Annotated in this window: 16 protein-coding genes; 6 read left to right on the top strand and 10 right to left on the bottom strand. The window is 68.5% G+C overall.

Annotation, left to right across the window (positions count from 1 at the left end; translation table 11 throughout):
* Positions 1-3: 3 nt before the first annotated feature.
* The 5 genes from KHC19_RS11180 to ccmA all read right to left on the bottom strand — a co-directional run bounded on the left by KHC19_RS11180 (position 4) and on the right by ccmA (position 4657).
* Positions 4-882 carry a F0F1 ATP synthase subunit gamma gene (locus KHC19_RS11180; RefSeq protein ID WP_213352432.1) on the bottom strand — a complete coding sequence of 293 codons (879 nt, stop codon included), beginning with the start codon at positions 880-882 and terminating at the stop codon, positions 4-6.
* A 39-nt stretch (positions 883-921) separates the two neighbouring features.
* Complete coding sequence (gene atpA, locus KHC19_RS11175) at positions 922-2451, bottom strand: F0F1 ATP synthase subunit alpha (protein ID WP_213352431.1); 1530 nt, start codon at positions 2449-2451, stop codon at positions 922-924.
* Position 2452: 1 nt separating this feature from the next.
* On the bottom strand, positions 2453-3007 hold the full coding sequence (locus KHC19_RS11170) for a F0F1 ATP synthase subunit delta (RefSeq protein WP_213352430.1): 555 nt from the start codon (positions 3005-3007) through the stop codon (positions 2453-2455).
* Positions 3008-3335: 328 nt separating this feature from the next.
* Positions 3336-4007: a heme exporter protein CcmB gene (gene ccmB / locus KHC19_RS11165; RefSeq protein WP_246548701.1), complete on the bottom strand. Its 672-nt coding sequence runs from the start codon at positions 4005-4007 to the stop codon at positions 3336-3338.
* Positions 4004-4657, bottom strand: coding sequence for a heme ABC exporter ATP-binding protein CcmA (gene ccmA / locus KHC19_RS11160; RefSeq protein ID WP_213352429.1), 654 nt, complete (start codon positions 4655-4657; stop codon positions 4004-4006). The genes ccmB and ccmA overlap by 4 nt, the downstream gene beginning before the upstream one ends.
* 221 nt (positions 4658-4878) lie before the next feature.
* Between ccmA and acnA the strand changes: the two genes are divergently transcribed.
* The 6 genes from acnA (at position 4879) to KHC19_RS11130 (ending at position 12296) form a co-directional block, all read left to right on the top strand.
* Complete coding sequence (acnA, locus tag KHC19_RS11155) at positions 4879-7563, top strand: aconitate hydratase AcnA (RefSeq protein ID WP_213352428.1); 2685 nt, start codon at positions 4879-4881, stop codon at positions 7561-7563.
* A gap of 263 nt (positions 7564-7826) precedes the next feature.
* Positions 7827-8672, top strand: coding sequence for a DUF1223 domain-containing protein (locus tag KHC19_RS11150; RefSeq protein ID WP_246548698.1), 846 nt, complete (start codon positions 7827-7829; stop codon positions 8670-8672).
* A gap of 462 nt (positions 8673-9134) precedes the next feature.
* Positions 9135-9500, top strand: a complete 366-nt coding sequence (locus KHC19_RS11145; RefSeq protein WP_378295760.1) for a DUF2794 domain-containing protein — start codon at positions 9135-9137, stop codon at positions 9498-9500.
* 37 nt (positions 9501-9537) lie between these two features.
* A complete protein-coding gene (gene aguB, locus KHC19_RS11140; RefSeq protein WP_213352426.1) occupies positions 9538-10428 on the top strand; it encodes an N-carbamoylputrescine amidase in 891 nt (296 codons plus the stop codon).
* A gap of 61 nt (positions 10429-10489) precedes the next feature.
* A complete protein-coding gene (gene aguA / locus KHC19_RS11135) occupies positions 10490-11578 on the top strand; it encodes an agmatine deiminase (RefSeq protein WP_213352425.1) in 1089 nt (362 codons plus the stop codon).
* A 64-nt stretch (positions 11579-11642) separates the two neighbouring features.
* On the top strand, positions 11643-12296 hold the full coding sequence (locus tag KHC19_RS11130; protein ID WP_213352424.1) for a hypothetical protein: 654 nt from the start codon (positions 11643-11645) through the stop codon (positions 12294-12296).
* A 53-nt stretch (positions 12297-12349) separates the two neighbouring features.
* Here the strand turns inward: KHC19_RS11130 and KHC19_RS11125 are convergent, their stop codons facing one another.
* From KHC19_RS11125 to KHC19_RS11105, 5 genes are all read right to left on the bottom strand, one after another.
* Entirely contained in the window at positions 12350-13378 is a 1029-nt protein-coding gene (locus KHC19_RS11125) for an ABC transporter substrate-binding protein (protein WP_213352423.1), read from the bottom strand.
* Positions 13379-13436: 58 nt separating this feature from the next.
* A complete protein-coding gene (locus tag KHC19_RS11120; protein WP_213352422.1) occupies positions 13437-14363 on the bottom strand; it encodes an alpha/beta hydrolase in 927 nt (308 codons plus the stop codon).
* Between the two features lie 24 nt (positions 14364-14387).
* On the bottom strand, positions 14388-15479 hold the full coding sequence (locus KHC19_RS11115; RefSeq protein ID WP_213352421.1) for an ABC transporter ATP-binding protein: 1092 nt from the start codon (positions 15477-15479) through the stop codon (positions 14388-14390).
* Between the two features lie 14 nt (positions 15480-15493).
* Positions 15494-17203 (bottom strand): ABC transporter permease, encoded by a 1710-nt coding sequence (locus tag KHC19_RS11110; protein ID WP_213352420.1) that lies wholly within the window; start codon positions 17201-17203, stop codon positions 15494-15496.
* Positions 17204-17302: 99 nt separating this feature from the next.
* The gene (locus tag KHC19_RS11105) at positions 17303-18163 is read right to left on the bottom strand and encodes a fumarylacetoacetate hydrolase family protein (protein ID WP_213352419.1); all 861 of its coding nucleotides are present in this window, start codon (positions 18161-18163) and stop codon (positions 17303-17305) included.
* Between the last annotated feature and the right edge of the window lie 111 nt (positions 18164-18274).

The raw sequence follows: 18274 nt of genomic DNA, 5'->3' as shown, positions 1-18274 counted from the left end.
GCCTCACAGCGCCTCGGCGCCGGAGATGATCTCGATCAGTTCCTTCGTGATCATCGCCTGGCGGGTGCGGTTGTAGGTCAGCGTCTGCTTCTTGATCATTTCACCCGCGTTGCGGGTAGCGTTGTCCATGGCGCTCATGCGGGCGCCCTGCTCGGACGCCCCGTTCTCCAGGAGCGCCGTGAAGATCTGCACCGCGAGGTTGCGCGGCAGCAGGTCGGCGAGAATCTCGTTCTCGTCCGGCTCGTATTCGTAGGTCGCGGCCGCGCCCGAGGCCGCCGCGACGCCCGTGAAGGTCGCCGGGATGATCTGCTGCGCCGTCGGCACCTGCGAGATCACCGACTGGAAGCGGCTGAAGAACATGGTGGCGACGTCGAACTCGCCGGCCTGGAACATGCCGGAGATCTTCTCGGCGATCGCCTGCGCGTCGGCGAAGGTCACGCCCTTGTTCGCGCGCAGCTCGACGAACTCGACGATCTGCTTCTCGAACTGGCGGCGCAGCGGCTCGTAGCCCTTGCGGCCGACGCAGAAGATCTTGACCGTCTTGCCCTGCGCCAGCAGCGCGGTGGCACGCTCGCGGGCGAGGCGGACGATCGAGGAGTTGAAGGCGCCGCACAGGCCGCGCTCGGCGGTGAGCACGAGCAGCAGGTGCACGTTGTCCTTGCCGGTGCCGGTGAGCAGCAGCGGCGCGTCCGGCCCGCCGGAGACCGCGCTGGCAATGTTGCCGAGCACGCTCTCCATGCGCTTGGCATAGGGGCGCGCGGCTTCGGCGGCGGTCTGGGCGCGCCGCAACTTGGCGGCGGCGACCATCTGCATCGCCTTGGTGATCTTCTGCGTCGCCTTCACCGAAGCGATGCGGTTGCGCAGATCCTTAAGGCTGGCCATCTACCCTCGGCTCCCGTGCCCCGATACCCGTCCGCCCGGTCAGGCGAAGGTCTTGGCGAAGGCGTCGAGCGCCTTGACCAGCTTGTCGGCGGTGTCCTTGGACAGTTCCTTGGACGTGCGGATCGCGTCGAGAATGTCGGCGTGCTTGGAGCGGAGGAACAGCAGCAGCCCTTCCTCGAAGGCGCGCACCTTGCTCACCGGCAGCGTGTCCAGATAGCCGTTGGTGCCGGCATAGATCACCACCACCTGCTCCTCGACCTTCAGCGGCGCGAACTGCGACTGCTTCAGGAGCTCGGTGAGGCGGGCGCCGCGGTTGAGCAGCTTCTGCGTCGAGGCGTCGAGGTCCGAGCCGAACTGGGCGAAGGCGGCCAGCTCGCGATACTGGGCAAGCTCGCCCTTGATCTTGCCCGCGACCTGCTTCATCGCCTTGATCTGCGCCGAGGAGCCGACGCGCGACACCGAGAGACCGACGTTCACCGCCGGGCGGATGCCCTGGAAGAACAGGTCGGATTCAAGGAAGATCTGGCCGTCGGTGATCGAGATCACGTTGGTCGGGATGTAGGCCGACACGTCGTTGGCCTGGGTCTCGATGACCGGCAGGGCGGTCAGCGAGCCGGCGCCGTTCTCGTCGTTCAGCTTGGCGGCGCGCTCGAGCAGGCGCGAGTGGAGATAGAACACGTCGCCCGGATAGGCTTCGCGGCCCGGCGGGCGGCGCAGCAGCAGCGACATCTGGCGGTACGCCACGGCCTGCTTGGACAGGTCGTCATGGATGATGAGCGCGTGCATGCCGTTGTCGCGGAAGAACTCGCCCATGGCGGTGCCGGCGAACGGCGCCAGGAACTGCATCGGCGCGGCGTCGGAGGCGGTGGCGGCGACGACGATGGAATATTCCAGCGCGCCCTGCTCTTCCAGCACCTTCACGAACTGGGCGACGGTCGAACGCTTCTGGCCCACCGCGACGTACACGCAGTAGAGCTTGGCCTTCTCGTCGGTGCCCTGGTTGATCGGCTTCTGGTTCAGGATGGTGTCGAGCGCGATGGCGGTCTTGCCGGTCTGGCGGTCGCCGATGATCAGCTCGCGCTGGCCGCGGCCCACCGGGATGAGGGCGTCGATCGCCTTCAGGCCGGTCTGCATCGGCTCGTGCACCGACTTGCGCGGGATGATGCCCGGCGCCTTGACGTCGACGCGGCGGCGCTCGGTGAACTCGATCGGGCCCTTGCCGTCGATCGGGTTGCCCAGGGCGTCGACGACGCGGCCGAGCAGGCCCTTGCCGACCGGCACGTCCACGATGGCGCCGGTGCGCTTGACGGTCTGGCCTTCCTTGATCTCGCGGTCGGAGCCGAAGATCACGACGCCGACATTGTCGATCTCGAGGTTCAGCGCCATGCCGCGCGTGCCGTTCTCGAACTCGACCATCTCGCCGGCCTGGACGTTGTCGAGGCCGTAGACGCGGGCGATGCCGTCACCGACGGACAGGACCTGACCCACCTCGGAGACTTCGGCTTCCTGGCCGAAATTCTTGATCTGCTCCTTGAGGATCGCGGAAATTTCAGCGGCGCGGATATCCATATCAGCGAACCTCTTTCATCGCAGTTCGGATCGAATTGAGCTTGGTCTTGAGCGAGGCGTCGACGAGACGCGAGCCGATCTTGACCTTGAGACCACCGAGCAGGGACGGATCGACCTCGACGGCGAGCTGCACGCTCTTGCCGGTCATCTGGTCGAGCGCGCCCTTGAGGGTGGCGGCGTGAGCATCGGAAAGCGGCTGGGCGACCGTGACCTCGGCCACGATCTCGCCCTTCTCGGCCGACACCAGCGCGTCGAAGGCGCGAATGATCGCCTCGATCGCGAACAGGCGCCGATTGGCCGCCACCGTCTTGAAGAAATTGCCGGCGAGACCGCCGATCCCGGCCTTGGCGAGCACCGCGGCGACCGCGCGCTCCTGATCCTCGGAGGAGAATACCGGGCTGCGCACCAGGCGCTTGAGATCATCGCTCTCGGCGATGAGGGCGCCGAACCGGTCGAGGTCGGCCTTCACAGCGTCGATGGCACCGGCCTCGCGTGCCAGCTCGAAAAGAGCCGTCGCATAGCGCCCCGCCACACCGGATACGTAGGTCTCCGCCACCGTGCCTCTCTCGGGCTTCTCGGGTTGTCCGCCTCAGCCGGGAGAGGCTGGGGACGAACCCGGTTTTACAAGGGTTTTGAACTGAAAAAGGAAGGCCGACCGAGCGGGCCCCCCAATCAGGTCGGGCGGTTCCCTAACACGCCTCTTCCCGTGCTGCAACACGGTGAAAGCATGGATTCGAACCGCCAAATGACGTAGCGCGCCATTGGCACGCGCTTCGAAGGCCTTGCCGAGGTTCCAGGCGGCGTTTCAACGGCTTGCCGCCACCTGCGGCGCATTGCAGCACCTGGTATGCCAGAGCCGCCGATTCGCGGAATGGAAATATTTTTCATTCCCGCGTGGCGCGCAGCGCGGCGGCGGCGGCCACCGGGCCGAGCACCAGCGCCCCGAGCGACAGGCCGGCGAGGATGCGGAACGGCGCGCCGAACGGCACCGTGCCGCCGATCGCCGCCCCGGTCGCCGCCACGCCGAAGATCAGCACCGGGATGGTGAGCGGCATCACCAGCACCGCCACCAAGAGCCCGCCGCGCCGGAACGCCGCCGCGAAAGCGGCCCCGACCAGCCCGAGGAAGGTGATGGCCGGCGTGCCGACCAGCAGCGTCAGGCACAGGGCGCCGATCGCCGCCGGCTCGAGATTGAGCAGCAGCGACAGCACGGGCGCCGCCACCACCAGCGGCAGGCCGGTGGCCAGCCAATGGGCGAGGCCCTTGGCCGCCGCCGCCAGCTCGACCGGCAGCTCGCTCATGAACATCAGGTCGAGCGAACCGTCCTCGGCATCGGCGGCGAACAGCCGGTCGAGCCCGATCAGCGAGGCGAGCAGCGCGCCGATCCACAGGATCGCCGGACCGATGCGGGCCAGCAGATTGAGGTCCGGCCCGATGGCGAAGGGTGTCACCACCACCACGGCGAGGAAGAACACCACACCGAGCCCGGCGCCGCCGCCGGCCTTCAGCGCCAGAGCGAGGTCGCGGCGCAGGAGCGCGAGGAAGGCGCGGATCATCGCGGCGCCCCCCCGGCGTCGGAGGCCGTGCGCGCCGCGTGGCGGCCGATCTCCAGCGATTCGCACGGCCCGAGATCGAGCGGCGCATGGGTGGCGGCGACGAGCAGGCCACCCTTTTCGACATGCGCGCGTGCGTGCGAGGCGAACAGCGCCTGCGCCCGCGCGTCGAGCGCCGTGGTCGGCTCGTCGAGGATCCAGAGCGGGCGCTCCGCCACCAGCAGCCGGGCGAGGGCGAGGCGCCGCTTCTGGCCGGCCGACAGCACCGCCACCGGCAGGGCGCCCAGCCCGGCGAGCCCGACCTCGTCCAGCGCCTCCTCGACCTCCAGCGCCGAGCCCCGGTCGACGCCGCCGAGCATGTCGCGCCAGAAGGCGAGGTTGTCGGCGGCGGAAAGGGAGAGCTTGTGGGCGTCGAGATGGCCGAGATAATGCACCTGCTCACGGTAGGCGTCCGGCTCCGGCGCCCCCTCCAGCCGCACGGATCCGGCTACCGGCGAGGCCAGCCCCGCCAAAAGTCTTAGCAGCGAGGATTTGCCGGCGCCGTTGGGGCCGGTGACGACCAGCGCCCGCCCGGCCTCGACCGTGAAAGCGAGGCCGCGGAACAGTTCGCGCGCGCCGCGCCGGCAGGTGAGTTCCCTAACGGCCAGCCGCATCGGCGCTCCCCGCGGCGACCGCGGCGCCCCCGCATTGCACAAATTTCCGCTGCACCCCGTCAGACCCCTAGGATCGTCGTTTGAAATCGCTCTATATAGAAAACCGAACGATGCGCCGTGGCCTTGAGGCCAGCCGCGCGAGCTATAGCCCGCGCCACCGCTTCCTGTCCAAGGGCTCCAACGAGCGTGTCGAGGCCACTCTCACCTAGGATGCGTCTGCCGTGACGTCGCTCGACAGCTTCAAAAGCCGCAAGACCCTCACCGTCGGAAACAACAGCTACACCTATTACAGCCTGCCGGATGCCGAGAAGAACGGCCTCGACGGGGTGTCGGCGCTGCCCTTCTCGATGAAGGTGCTGCTGGAAAACCTGCTGCGCTTCGAGGACGGGCGCTCGGTGACGAAGGACGACATCGTCGCCATCAAGGACTGGCTGGTCAACCGCGGCAAGGCCGAGCGCGAGATCGCCTATCGCCCGGCGCGCGTGCTGATGCAGGACTTCACCGGCGTGCCGGCGGTGGTCGACCTCGCCGCCATGCGCGACGCCATGGTGCATCTCGGCGGCTCGCCCACCAAGATCAACCCGCTGGTGCCGGTCGACCTCGTCATCGACCATTCGGTGATCGTCAACTTCTTCGGCGACAACGCCGCCTTCGGCAAGAACGTCGCGGAGGAGTACAAGCAGAACCAGGAGCGCTACCGCTTCCTGAAATGGGGCCAGTCGGCCTTCGACAATTTCCGCGTCGTGCCGCCGGGCACCGGCATCTGCCACCAGGTGAACCTCGAATATCTCGCCCAGGCGGTGTGGACCAAGCAGGAGGACGGTACCACCGTCGCCTATCCCGACACCTGCGTCGGCACCGATTCGCACACCACCATGGTGAACGGCCTCGGCGTGCTGGGCTGGGGCGTCGGCGGCATCGAGGCCGAGGCGGCCATGCTCGGCCAGCCGGTCTCCATGCTGATCCCCGAGGTCATCGGCTTCAAGCTGACCGGCAAGCTCAACGAGGGCATCACCGCCACCGACCTGGTGCTCACCGTCACCCAGATGCTGCGCAAGAAAGGCGTGGTCGGCAAGTTCGTCGAGTTCTTCGGCCCCGGCCTCGAGCATCTCTCGCTCGCCGACCGCGCCACCATCGGCAACATGGCCCCGGAATACGGCGCGACCTGCGGCTTCTTCCCGGTGGACGAGGAGACCATCGCCTATCTCGACGAGACCGGCCGCGACCCCGACCGCGTGGCGCTGGTCGCCGCCTATTCCAAGGCGCAGGGCATGTGGCGCCATGAAGGGACCGCGGATCCGGTGTTCACCGACATCCTCGAGCTCGACATCTCCACCGTGCTGCCCTCGCTCGCCGGCCCCAAGCGCCCGCAGGACCGCGTGCTGCTCTCCGGCACCAAGGCCGGCTTCCTCGCCGCGCTGGAAGGCGAGTTCAAGAAGCCCGGCGAGGCGGCCAAGCGCGTGGCGGTGGAAGGCGAGAGCTTCACGCTCGGCCATGGCGACGTGACCATCGCCGCCATCACCTCCTGCACCAACACCTCCAATCCGAGCGTGCTGATCGCCGCCGGCCTCGTCGCCCGCAACGCGGTCGCCAAGGGCCTGACCACCAAGCCGTGGGTGAAAACCTCGCTGGCCCCCGGCAGCCAGGTGGTGGAAGGCTATCTCAACGCCTCCGGCCTGCAGAAGGACCTCGACGCCATCGGCTTCAACCTGGTCGGCTTCGGCTGCACCACCTGCATCGGCAATTCGGGGCCCCTCCCGGAGCCGATCTCCGAGGCCATCAACCAGAACGACCTGGTGGCCGGCGCCGTCATCTCCGGCAACCGCAACTTCGAAGGCCGCGTGAACCCCGACGTGAAGGCGAACTACCTCGCCTCGCCGCCGCTGGTGGTCGCCTATGCGCTGGCCGGCTCGCTGCAGATCGACCTGACCACCGAGCCGCTCGGCACCGGCTCGGACGGCCAGCCGGTCTATCTCAAGGACATCTGGCCCTCCAACAAGGAGATCGCCCGGTTCATCCGCGAGAACGTCACCAAGACGATGTTCCTCGAGAAATATGCGGACGTCTTCAAGGGCGACGAGAACTGGCAGAAGATCGCCGTGCCGCAGGGCGAGACCTATGCCTGGGACGACCGCTCGACCTATGTGCAGAACCCGCCCTATTTCGTCGGCATGACCCGTGAGCCGGAACCCGTCACCGACATCCTCAAGGCGCGGGTGATGGGGCTGTTCCTCGATTCGATCACCACCGACCACATCTCCCCGGCCGGCTCGATCAAGGAAGCCAGCCCCGCCGGCGTCTACCTGCGCGACCACCAGGTCCGCCCCGCCGACTTCAACCAGTACGGCACGCGGCGCGGCAACCACGAGGTGATGATGCGCGGCACCTTCGCCAATATCCGCATCAAGAACCAGATGCTGGGCGGCAAGGAAGGCGGCTTCACCCGCCACTGGCCGGACGGCACGGAAATGCCGATCTACGACGCCGCCATGCTCTACAAGCAGGAAGGCGTGCCGACCGTCGTGTTCGCCGGCAAGGAATACGGCACCGGCTCCTCGCGCGACTGGGCGGCCAAGGGCACCAAGCTGCTCGGCATCCGCGCCGTCATCGCCCAGAGCTTCGAGCGCATCCACCGCTCGAACCTGGTCGGCATGGGCATCGTGCCGCTGGTGTTCCAGAACGAGGATTCCTGGCAGTCGCTCGGCCTGAAGGGCGACGAGATCGTCACCATCACCGGCATCGAGGGCGACCTGAAGCCGCGCCAGACGCTGATCGCCGAGATCGTGTTCTCGGACGGCAGCGTGAAGAACGTGCCGCTGACCTGCCGCATCGACACGCTGGACGAGCTGGACTACTTCCGCAACGGCGGCATCCTGCAATACGTGCTGCGCAACCTCGCCGCCTGAGCACGGCCTGATTCACATGAAACGGCGGCGCGAAGGGCCTGTCCCCTCGCGCCGCCGGCGTTTCGGGCCGGCGGTTGCGGCGCCCGGTGCGCCGCCAGGCCCGCGCCGGGGCCGCGCCGGCGCCGCCACCTGTCGCCCGGCGGCAACTTCACCCTTCCGTGCGCGGGCGACACTCCAATGTGACTGGCCGCGGGCGGCCGCGCGTCCTAAAGCCTAACCGGTCCCCGACTGCCACGGGACGCAGATGAGGAATTGCCGTCCCGATGTCGCTGCCCCTGTCCGGTCCTGCCGGCCGCCTCCCCCGAGCCGTCCTCCCCCGCCTGCCGGGGCTGGTGACGTGCCTCGCGGCGCTGAGGATCGCCGGGATGGGGATTGCGGGGCTGGGCTTCATCGGCATGCTCTCCGCCATGATCGCCCCGGCCCGGGCGCAGGAGGCGAATGCCGGCACGCTCCACGCCGTGACCAAGCCGCGGGCGGTGATCGAATTGTTCACCAGCCAGGGCTGCTCCGCCTGCCCGCCGGCGGACAAGCTGCTGGCCGAGGTCGCCGAGCGGCCGGACGTGATCGCGCTCACCCTCGCCGTCGACTACTGGGACTATCTCGGCTGGAAGGACACGCTGGCCAAGCACGGCCACACCTCGCGCCAGAAGGCCTATGCCAAGCTGCGCGGCGATTCCAAGATGTTCACCCCGCAGGCGGTGGTGAACGGCACCGCCATGGCGGTGGCCAATGACCGCTCGGCGCTGGAGCAGACGCTCGCCACCTCCCGTGCCCCCGACCTGCCGGTGACGCTGTCCACCCAGGGCGGCAAGCTGCATGTCGCGGTCGGGCCGGGCACCGGCAGCGGCGAGGTCTGGCTGTGCCCGGTGGCGAGCAAGGCCAAGGTGGTCATCGGCCGCGGCGAGAACGAGGGTGCCGAGATCACCTACCACAATGTGGTGCGCGGCTGGGTGAAGCTGGGCGACTGGAACGGCAGCGCCGCCAGCTTCGAGGCGCCGCTGCGCCGGCCGGGCGACCTCGATGTCGACGCGCTCGCGGTGCTCGTGCAAGCCGGCTCGGCCGGCGCCCCCGGCCCGATCCTCGGGGCGGCGCTGCAGCCGATCCCCTGAGCCGCGTCGCGCGGCGAGGGCAGGAGGGGCAACCAGCCGGGCGGCAAAAAGAAAGGCCGGCGTTGCGGCCGACCTCGATCAGTTCGTTGGGGATTGAACCTGAGTAGCGCCAGGCACGGTCCACGCGACGCCGCGGGGGGCTGGGGGGCTGGGAAACCGATGCGCTTCGCGGATCGGCCTGACGCTATGGTTAATCTTATCCACCCCGCGCTTGGCAGCCGAAAGGCCGAATCTTGGCAAGGCTGTGTCCATGGTTGACGAGGCCGTGAGGGGTGGCCGAAGCCCGCGGCCCCGCGCTTTCCGCGCCCACCGGCGCGGGGGCCGGCCCGGAGGGGGCTTGTGGCGGCCGGCCGGCGGGGCGATCATGACAGATCGATGATGCCGGGATCCGATCGCACGCTCCGATCGCAGCCCGGCGGCAGCCCGGGCGAGCCGCGCGGGCGCAGGTTCCGGGAGGTCCGCGTGGCGGATATCGAGCCCATAGGATTGGCCGCCGCGGCGCGCGGCGGCGAGAAGACCGGCCAGAAAAACGACGTCGTCACCTTCGATCGACAGGAGCTCGACCGCATCCTCGGCCTCTACGGCCGCATGGTGGCGCTGGGCGAATGGCGCGACTACGCCATCGCCTTCACCCGCGAGCGGGCGGTGTTCTCGATCTTCCGCCGCGCCACCGAGGTGCCGATCTACCGGGTGGAGAAGGACCCCCGCCTCGCCAAGCGCCAGGGCGCCTACACGGTGGTGTCGCAGACCGGGCTCATCCTGAAGCGCGGGCACGAACTTGCCCGCGTGCTCGCAGTGTTGGAAAAGCCCCTGCGGGCGGTCAACTGAACCGGCCCGAATCGGTCTCGCGCTCCCGGAGCTCCCCATGCGTGTTCTTACCCTCGCCGCCACCCAGATGCGCTGCGACTGGGATATCCCCGGCAATATCGCCCGCGCCGAGCGGCTGGTGCGCGAGGCGGCGGCCGGAGGGGCGCAGCTGATCCTGCTGCAGGAGCTGTTCGAGACCCCCTATTTCTGCCAGGACCAGCTGCACGAATTCCTCGACCTCGCCGCCCCCTTCGAGGGCAACAAGCTGATCGCGCATTTCGCCAAGCTGGCCGCCGAGCTCGGCGTGGTGCTGCCGCTCTCCTTCTTCGAGCGCGCCGGGCCGGCCGCCTATAACAGCCTCGCCATGATCGACGCCGACGGCACGGTGATGGGCGTCTACCGCAAGAGCCACATTCCCGACGGGCCGGGCTACACCGAGAAGTTCTATTTCTCGCCCGGCGATACCGGCTTCAAGGTGTGGGACACCGCCGCCGGGCGCATCGGGGTCGGCATCTGCTGGGACCAGTGGTTCCCGGAATCGGCGCGGACGATGGCGCTGATGGGCGCCGAGGTGCTGCTCTACCCGACCGCCATCGGCTCCGAGCCGCACGATCCCGGCCTCGATTCCGCCGCCCACTGGCAGCGGGTGATGCAGGGCCATGCCGGCGCCAACCTGATGCCGCTGCTCGCCTCCAACCGCATCGGCACCGAGCCGGGGCGCAACGGCACGCAGATCACCTTCTACGGCTCCTCCTTCATCGCCGGACCGACCGGCGAGAAGGTGGCGGAAGCCGACCGCACCGACGAGACGGTGCTGCTGGCGAGCTTCGACCTCGACGCCATCGCGCATCAGCGCCGCTCCTGGGGCGTGTTTCGCGACCGCCGGCCGGAGCTCTATGCGCCGATCCTCACCCTCGACGGCAAGACCACCCCTACCGTGAGCCGCTGAACGGGCCTCCCGCTCCCTCGCCCCTCCCTTCCGCCGCCCTTCCGCTTTCCATGAGCCGCGCATGACCGAGACGCTCCTCACCTCTCCCGCCGCCGACGGCTTCCGCATGCCGGCGGAATGGGAGCCGCATGCCGGCACCTGGATGATCTGGCCGGAGCGGCCGGACAATTGGCGCGAAGGCGCGGTGCCGGGGCAGGCGGCCTTCGCCGCGGTCGCCACCGCCATCGCCCGCTTCGAGCCGGTGAGCCTGCTGGTCTCCGCCGGCGAGTGGCAGAATGCCCGCGACCAGCTTCCCGCCCATATTCGCCTCGTCGAGGCGGCCAATGACGACGCCTGGTGCCGCGACAGCGGGCCGACCTTCGTCACCGACGCCAAGGGCCGGCTGCGCGGCGTCGACTGGGAGTTCAACGCCTGGGGCGGGCTCTATTCGCCCTACGACAACGACCGGCTGATCGCCGCCAAGGTGCTGGAGACCGAGCGCGCGCCGCGCTACGCCGCGCCGCTGGTGCTGGAAGGCGGCTCGATCCATGTCGACGGCGAGGGCACGCTGCTCACCACCGAGGAATGCCTGCTCAACCCCAACCGCAATCCCTCGCTCACCCGCGAGGAGATCGAGCAGCATCTGAAGGACCATCTCGGCGTCTCCAGCATCATCTGGCTCGGCGCCGGCCTCGTCGACGACGAGACCTCCGGCCATATCGACAACATCGCCTGTTTCGTGCGGCCGGGCGTGGTGGCGCTGACCTGGTGCGACGACCCGGCCGATCCGCAGCACGCCATCTCCCGCGACGCCCTCGACCGGCTGAGCCGGGCCCGCGACGCCAGGGGCCGCGCCCTCGAAGTGGTGAAGCTGCCACTACCCGGCCCGCTGCATCGCACGCCGGAGGAGGCGATCGACCTCGCCTCCGGCGGCACGATGAGCCGGCTGGTGGGCGAGCGGCTCGGCGGTTCCTATGTGAATTTCTATGTCGGCAACGGCTTCGTGCTGATGCCGCGCCTCGACCCCGCCCATGACGAGGAGGCGGCGTCGATCCTCGGCCGGCTGTTCCCCGGCCGGGAGGTGGTGGGCCTGCCGACGCGCGAGATCCTGCTCGGCGGCGGCAACATCCATTGCATCACCCAGCAGCAGCCGGCGGGAATGCCGGGCTGATCGGCAAATGCCGGCTTCCCCTCGGGCGGGCCGGCGGCTAGCGTGCGCCCGCCGAGAGAGAGCGATGAACCTGCCGAACCAATCGCCGCACGAGCATGAAGCGACCGCCGCCGTCGGGACGGAGGCGGCCGCGCCGACGCTCGGGCCGACGCTGAGCCCGGCCGAACTCGACCTGCTCATGCGCCATGCGCGGGCGGCGCGCGGCATCATCGAATATGGCTGCGGCCATTCGACCGGGGAATTCGTGCGGGCCGGCGCGGCGCGCATCCTCAGCGTCGATTCCGACCCGGCCTGGATCGCCCGGCTGCGCCTGGTGCCGGCGCTCGCCGAGGCCGAGGCCGAGGGACGCCTCGCCTTCATCCATGTCGATCTCGGCCCGGTGAAGAACTGGGGCAAGCCCAAGGACAAGAGCCTGAAGGGCCGCTGGCCCGCCTATGCGCCGGCGCCCTGGGTGCAGGCGCCGGACTTCGCGCCCGATCTCGTCTTCGTCGACGGGCGGTTCCGCGTCGCCTCGATCCTCGCCGCGCTGCTGTTCGGGCCGCCGGGCGTGACGGTGGCGGTGCATGATTTCTGGAACCGGCCGGAATATCACCCCGTGCTGCGCTTCGCCGCGGTGCTGGAGCGGGCGGAGACGCTGGCGGTCCTGCGCGCCGCGCCGCGCCTCAACCGCCGGGCGCTGGCGACGGCGCTGCGGCCGGCGCTCGCCGATCCGCGCTGAACGCGAAGCGGCGGCAGGCCCGCGCCCGCCGCCGCCGCGTCGCTTACCGCCTCTCAGCGGAAGATGGCGTTGAACTCGTCCTTCACCTCGGCCGCCTTCTTCTCCAGCGCCGCATAGTCGACGGGGATGATGACGAGGTCCGAGACTTTCGGGCTGCCGGCCGGCGGATCGACGTCGCTGCGCGCCGCATAGCCGCCGTCCGCCGGGAAGATCTTCTGCGCCGCCTCGCTGATCATGAAGGCGGCGAAGGCCTTGGCCGCCTCGGGATTCGGCCCGCCCTTCACCACCGCGGTGGGCGAGGGAATGACGAAGGTGCCGTCGGCGGGATAGACGGTGACGATGTCGTGGCCGCTGGCACGGTCTTCCGCCGCGTAGGAATCCAGCGCCCCCACCGCGATCAGCCGCTCGCCGCGCTTGAGGTTGTCGGAGACCTGCTGGTTGCCCTGCACCACCATCACGTCATTGCCGGCGAGCTGCTTGTAATAGTCCCAGCCGAGCTTCTCCGACAGCGTGCCGACCACCGACAATTGCAGCGAGGTGAAGGACGGATCGGTCATCACCAGCTTCTTGTCGAAGGTCTTGGCGGTGAGGTCGGTCCATTTCTTCGGCCGCTCGGCCTCCGGCACCTTGTCGCCGCGCATGTAGATGGTGATCAGGTTCAGCCGCTGGCCGATCCAGTTGCCGTCCTTGTCCTTCGCCGTCTCCGGGATCTTGTCGAAATCCTTCGGCTTGAACGCCACGAACAGGCCCTGCTCCGCCATCATGTTGGAGGCGGCGGGGTCGGAGGTGGTGAGCACGTCGGCGGCGATGCGCCCGGCCGAGGCTTCCTGGTTGAAGCGCCGCAGGATCGCCGAGCCGCCGGAGCGGAACAGCTCCACCTTGATGCCGCTCTGCTGCTCGAACAGCTTGGCGAGCTTGTTGGCCTGCTCGATGGGCGTCGAGGTGTACCAGACCACCTTGCCCTCGGCCTTGGCCTTGGCCATGTCCGCCTCGTCTGCGTGGCCCGCCGCCGGCAGCGCCGCGGCGCCGGCGAGAAGGCCGAGCGCGAGGGTGAACCCGCGCCGGTCGATGAGCGTCCTCATATGTTCCTCCTGATGTATTATTTGTTGTTGTTGGCGTTTTCGTCGGTACTCCGCGTTTCTATCCGCCGCGGTAGATCGGCTCCGGCTGCGTGAAGAAGCCGTGCAGTATGTGGTAGACCAGCATGTAGTTCTTCTGCTGGAACGACGCGTGCGAGATGCCGGGCATCACCGCGAACTGCTTGTCGGAATTGGGCAGCTTCCTGAAGAACGCGATCAGGTCGTCCATGCCGGCGATGCCGTCATATTCGCCGCGCATCACGATGGTCGGCACGGTGATCTTCGCCGGATCGATCACCGGCAGATGGGTGCACATGTCGATATAGGTGCCGTTGGGCATGGAATCGTCGAGCGCGGTGATGGCGTCGGCGAAGGCCTCGATCACCTTGTCCTCGGCGGTGCCGGGATGGTCGCGGTTGAAGATCGAATAGACGAAGGCCTTGTCGATCGGCCGGCGCCCGCCGCGCGGGAAGTCCGGCAGCTTCTTGCGGCGGTTCTCCAGCGTGTGGCTGCCCTCGCCGGTCCATACGAAGGCGTCGAGCGCCAGCCGCTTCACCCGCTCGGGATGGCGCTCGGCGAAGGTGGCGGCGCGCAGCGCCCCCGAGGAGATGCCGTAGACGTGGAAGGCCGGCACGCCGGTCTCGGCGATGATGTAGTCGGTGGCCGCAGCGAGGTCCTCCGCTCCCTGCGCGATGGTCGCCTCGGTGCCCGGGCGCTTGTCGGAACGGCCATAGCCGCGCAGATCGACGGTCCAGGTCTCGAAGCCCTTGTCGACGAAATAGTCCATCGCGGAGGAGAAGGGCCGGCCGGGCACCTCAAGGTCGAAGGTCGGCTGCGAGGCCATGGAGGAGCCGTGCACGAACAGCACGGTGCCGGCTTTCGCCCCGGCTTCCGGGGCCTTGCGCCACAGGAACAGCTCGGCGTCGCCGTTCCTGGTCCAGTGCTCTTCCCCGCGCGGCGCGGGCTTCAGGGCGGCGGTGGTGGACATGTCTTGCGTCTCCTTGTCGGGATGTCAGTGCGCGGCGCCGGCGCGCGGGAACACGCTGCAATCGGCGGCGTCGATGGAGAGGTTCACCCGGTCGCCGACCGAGAAGCGCTCCAGCGGGTGCGTCTGCGCCCGCAGCGCCGTGCCGGATTCGAGCTGCAGCCAGTATTCGACGAGATTGCCGAGATAGGTCATGTCGGTGACGGTGGCGGCGAGCCGCCCGGTCCCGGCCTCTCCGACGGCGAGGCGCACGCTCTCCGGCCGCACGGCGAGATCGACCGGCTGGCCGGCGGCGAGCGTGCCATGCACCGGCGCCGGCACCGCCACCCCGTCCACCGCCACGGCGAGGCCGTTCGGCCCCGCCTCCACCGTGCCGGGCAGGAAGTTCACGATGCCCATGAAATCGGCGACGATCTTGTTGGCCGGGCGGCGATAGACATCGTCCGGCGAACCGTATTGCTGGAGCTCGCCGCCATGCATCACCGCGATCTGGTCGGAGAGCGCCAGCGCCTCGGCCTGGTCGTGCGTCACATAGACGAAGGTGATGCCGGTGCGGCGCTGCAGCTGCTTGAGCTCGGTGCGCATCTTCTCGCGCAGTTTGGCGTCGAGATTGGACAAGGGCTCGTCGAGCAGCAGGATGCCCGGCTCGACCACCAGCGAACGGGCCAGCGCCACGCGCTGCTGCTGGCCGCCGGACAGCTCGCTCGGCAGCCGGTCCTCGAGCCCGGCGAGGTTCACCATCGCCAGCATGTCCAGCACCTTGCGCCGCGCCGCCTCGGCCGGCACCTTGCGCAGCCTGAGGCCGAAGACGACGTTCTCGAACACCGTCTTGTGCGGCCACACCGCATAGTTCTGGAACACCATGCCCATGCCCCGCCTGTCCGGCGGGGCCACCCCGTCGGCCGACGAGACCACGCGGTCGCCGACGCGGATGGTGCCGGCATCCGGCGTGATGTAGCCGGCTATCAATCTGAGCGTCGTGGTCTTGCCGCAGCCGGAAGGGCCGAGCAGGGTGACGAACTGGTTGTCGCGGATATCGAGGTTGAGGCCGCTGACCGCCGCCCCGCCTTCCTTGCTGCCGTAGAACTTCGACAGGTTGTTGATCTGGATCGTGGCCATGTTGTTCTCTTGCCTCAACCGCCGGTCTTCAGGCCGATGCGGCTGCCGCCGAAATGGCGGGCGATGCCGATGGCGACCGCGATGATGATCATGTTGACGATGGCGAGAGCGGCGACGGGCTCGGTGTAGCCGGTCTCGTAGAGGTTGTAGACCGCCACCGCGAGGGTGATGGATTCGGAGGAGAACAGGAGGATCGAGGCCGAAAGCTCCTGGATCACCGGCACGAACACCAGGAGCCAGCCGGCGAACAGGCCGGGCCGGATCAGCGGCAGGGTGATCTCCTTCATCCGCGTGCCCCAGGAGGCACCGAGGATCTGCGCCGCCTCCTCCAGCGAGGGGTCGATCTGGCGCAGCGAGGAGTTGGCGGCGCGCACCCCGAGCGGCACGTAGCGCCCGACATAGGCCAGCAGCAGGATGGCGAAAGTGCCGTAGAGGGCGACCGGCATCTTCAGCCAGAACTGCAGCAGCGCCACCGCCATCACGATGCCCGGCAGGCCGAGCGGGATCAGCGCGGCATAGTCGAGCAGCTTGCGGCCGGGGAGCCTGGTGCGGATGTCGATCCAGGAGATGATCGCCCCGAGGAAGACGCAGAAGGTCGCCGCGATGGTGGCGAGCATCAGGCTGTTGAGGATCGCCCGGCGGGTGACGTCGTAGTCGATGAGGATGAAGCGGTAGTTCTCCAGCGTCAGGTTCTGCCAGAAGGCGAGGCCCCAGCTCTTGGAGAAGGACACCGCGATCAGCGTGCCATAGGGCAGCAGGATGGCGACCACGAAGGCCACGACGCACAGCGCGAACAGCGCCCAGCGCCAGCCGCCGAGGTCCATCAGCTGCGGGCGTGCGCCCTTGCCGGCGAGCGTCACATAGGAGCGGCGGGCGAGGAAGGCGCGCTGCAGATAGAGCGCGATCACCGTGATGGCGATGAACAACAGCGACAGCGCCGAGGCGACGCCATATTGCGGCGGGTAGTCGAACAGCGCGTAGATGCGGGTCGGCAGCGTCACCACCCGGCCGGGCAGGCCGATGATCGCCTGCGAGCCGAACAGCGCGATGGCGTTGACGAAGGCGAGCAGGGTTCCCGACAGCACCGCCGGCGCCACCAGCGGCAGGGTGATGCTCAGCGCCGTGCGCAGCTTCGACGCGCCGAGGATCTGCGCCGCCTCCTCATAGGAGGCGTCCACCGATTGCAGCGCCGAGGAGGCGAGCAGGTAGACGAAGGGAAAGGTGTGCAGCACGGTCACGAAGACCAGGCCGCTCATGGTGAAGATGTTGAAGGTGACGTCGAGGCCCACCACCTCGCGCAGGAACACGTTGGCCACCCCGGCATTGGGGCTGAACAGGTTCACGAAGGCGATGGCGGTGAGGAAGGGCGGCGACAGGTAGGACAGCGTCGCGGTGAGCTGGATCAGCCCCTTGGCCGGCACGTTGGTGCGGCTGACCGCCCAGGCCAGCGGCACGCCGATGACGATGGAGATCAGCCCGGTCCAGGCGCCGAGGATCAGCGAATTGCCGAGCGCCCGCAGATTGGCGGTGCTGCCCAGCGCGGTGGCGAAGAAGGAGCCGGTCAGCCCCTTGTCCCAGACGCTCGCCGCCACCAGCGACAGCACGGGCAGGACGACGAGCACGACGAGCGCGGCGATGGCGCCGCCGATGACCAGGCCTTCGAGGCCGAGCCAGCGCGGCAGGGCGGCCGCCCGCGAGGGGGACGCGAGGGTAAGCAGAGCCATTTTTCCTCCCGGAGCCGGCGCCTTGTTTCTGCGCTTCGGCTTTTGGCTGGCGGGCCTTTCGCCCGCCCGATCTAGGCGTGTGATCTCATGCGCAGGTCGTCAGGCGAACGGGTTGCTCAGCGTGCCGATGCCGCTGATGGTCATGGTGACGTTGTCGCCGGCCTTGAGGAATTTCGGCGGGTTGAAGCCGAGCCCGACCCCGGCCGGCGTCCCGGTGGCGATGAGGTCGCCCGGCTCCAGCGTGGTGCCGGCGGAAATGGTCTCGATGAGGCCGGGTATGTCGAAGATCAGGTCGCTAGTATTGGCGTCCTGGCGCAGCTCGCCATTGACCCAGGTGCGGACCTGCAGGTTCTCTGCATCCACCTCGTCGGCGGTGGCGATCCACGGCCCCATCGGGCAGAAAGTGTCGAGCGCCTTGCCGAGGAACCACTGGCGGTGGTTCTTCTGCCGGTCGCGGGCGGTGACGTCGTTGATGATGGTGTAGCCGAAGATGTGCCGGTGCGCCTCGGTGCGGGAAATGTCGCGCCCGCCCTTGCCGATGACGATGGTGAGCTCGACCTCGTAGTCGACGGCGCTGGTGACGCGCGGATGGGTGTCGACGGTGTCGCCCGGCCCGATCACGCAGGTGCCCGGCTTGGTGAACACCGCCGGATAGTCGTCGATCTCCGCCCCCTTCACCGCCCCGGCCTCATAGCCGGAATTGGCGAACTCCTTCGCGTGGTCACGATAGTTCTTGCCGACGCAGAAGATGTTGCGCCGCGGGCGCGGGACCGGGGCGAGCAGCTTGACCTCGGAAAGCTCGGCGCCGTTGCCGTTCCGGCGGATCGACGGGGCGATCTCGTCATAACGGGCGATCAGCTCGACCATGTCGGCGACATCCACGCGGTAGACGCGCCCGGCTTCGGCATCGACCAGCCCGACGCTTTCCTTCCCCTGATGGACATAGGTGGCGAATTTCATCTCCGGTCCTTTATTGGTTGACCAATTGCCACCTATCAGGCCATATTGGTTTGCCAAATGTCAACCAGCGGCTCCAGACTTTCGGCGATATCGCCTTGAAATGCGCCTCAC

This window comes from Ancylobacter oerskovii (assembly GCF_018390555.1).
Taxonomy (GTDB): Bacteria; Pseudomonadota; Alphaproteobacteria; order Rhizobiales; family Xanthobacteraceae; genus Ancylobacter; species Ancylobacter oerskovii.
The sequence above is the reverse complement of the archived record's forward strand: the minus strand, read 5'-3'. Positions and strand labels throughout refer to the sequence as shown.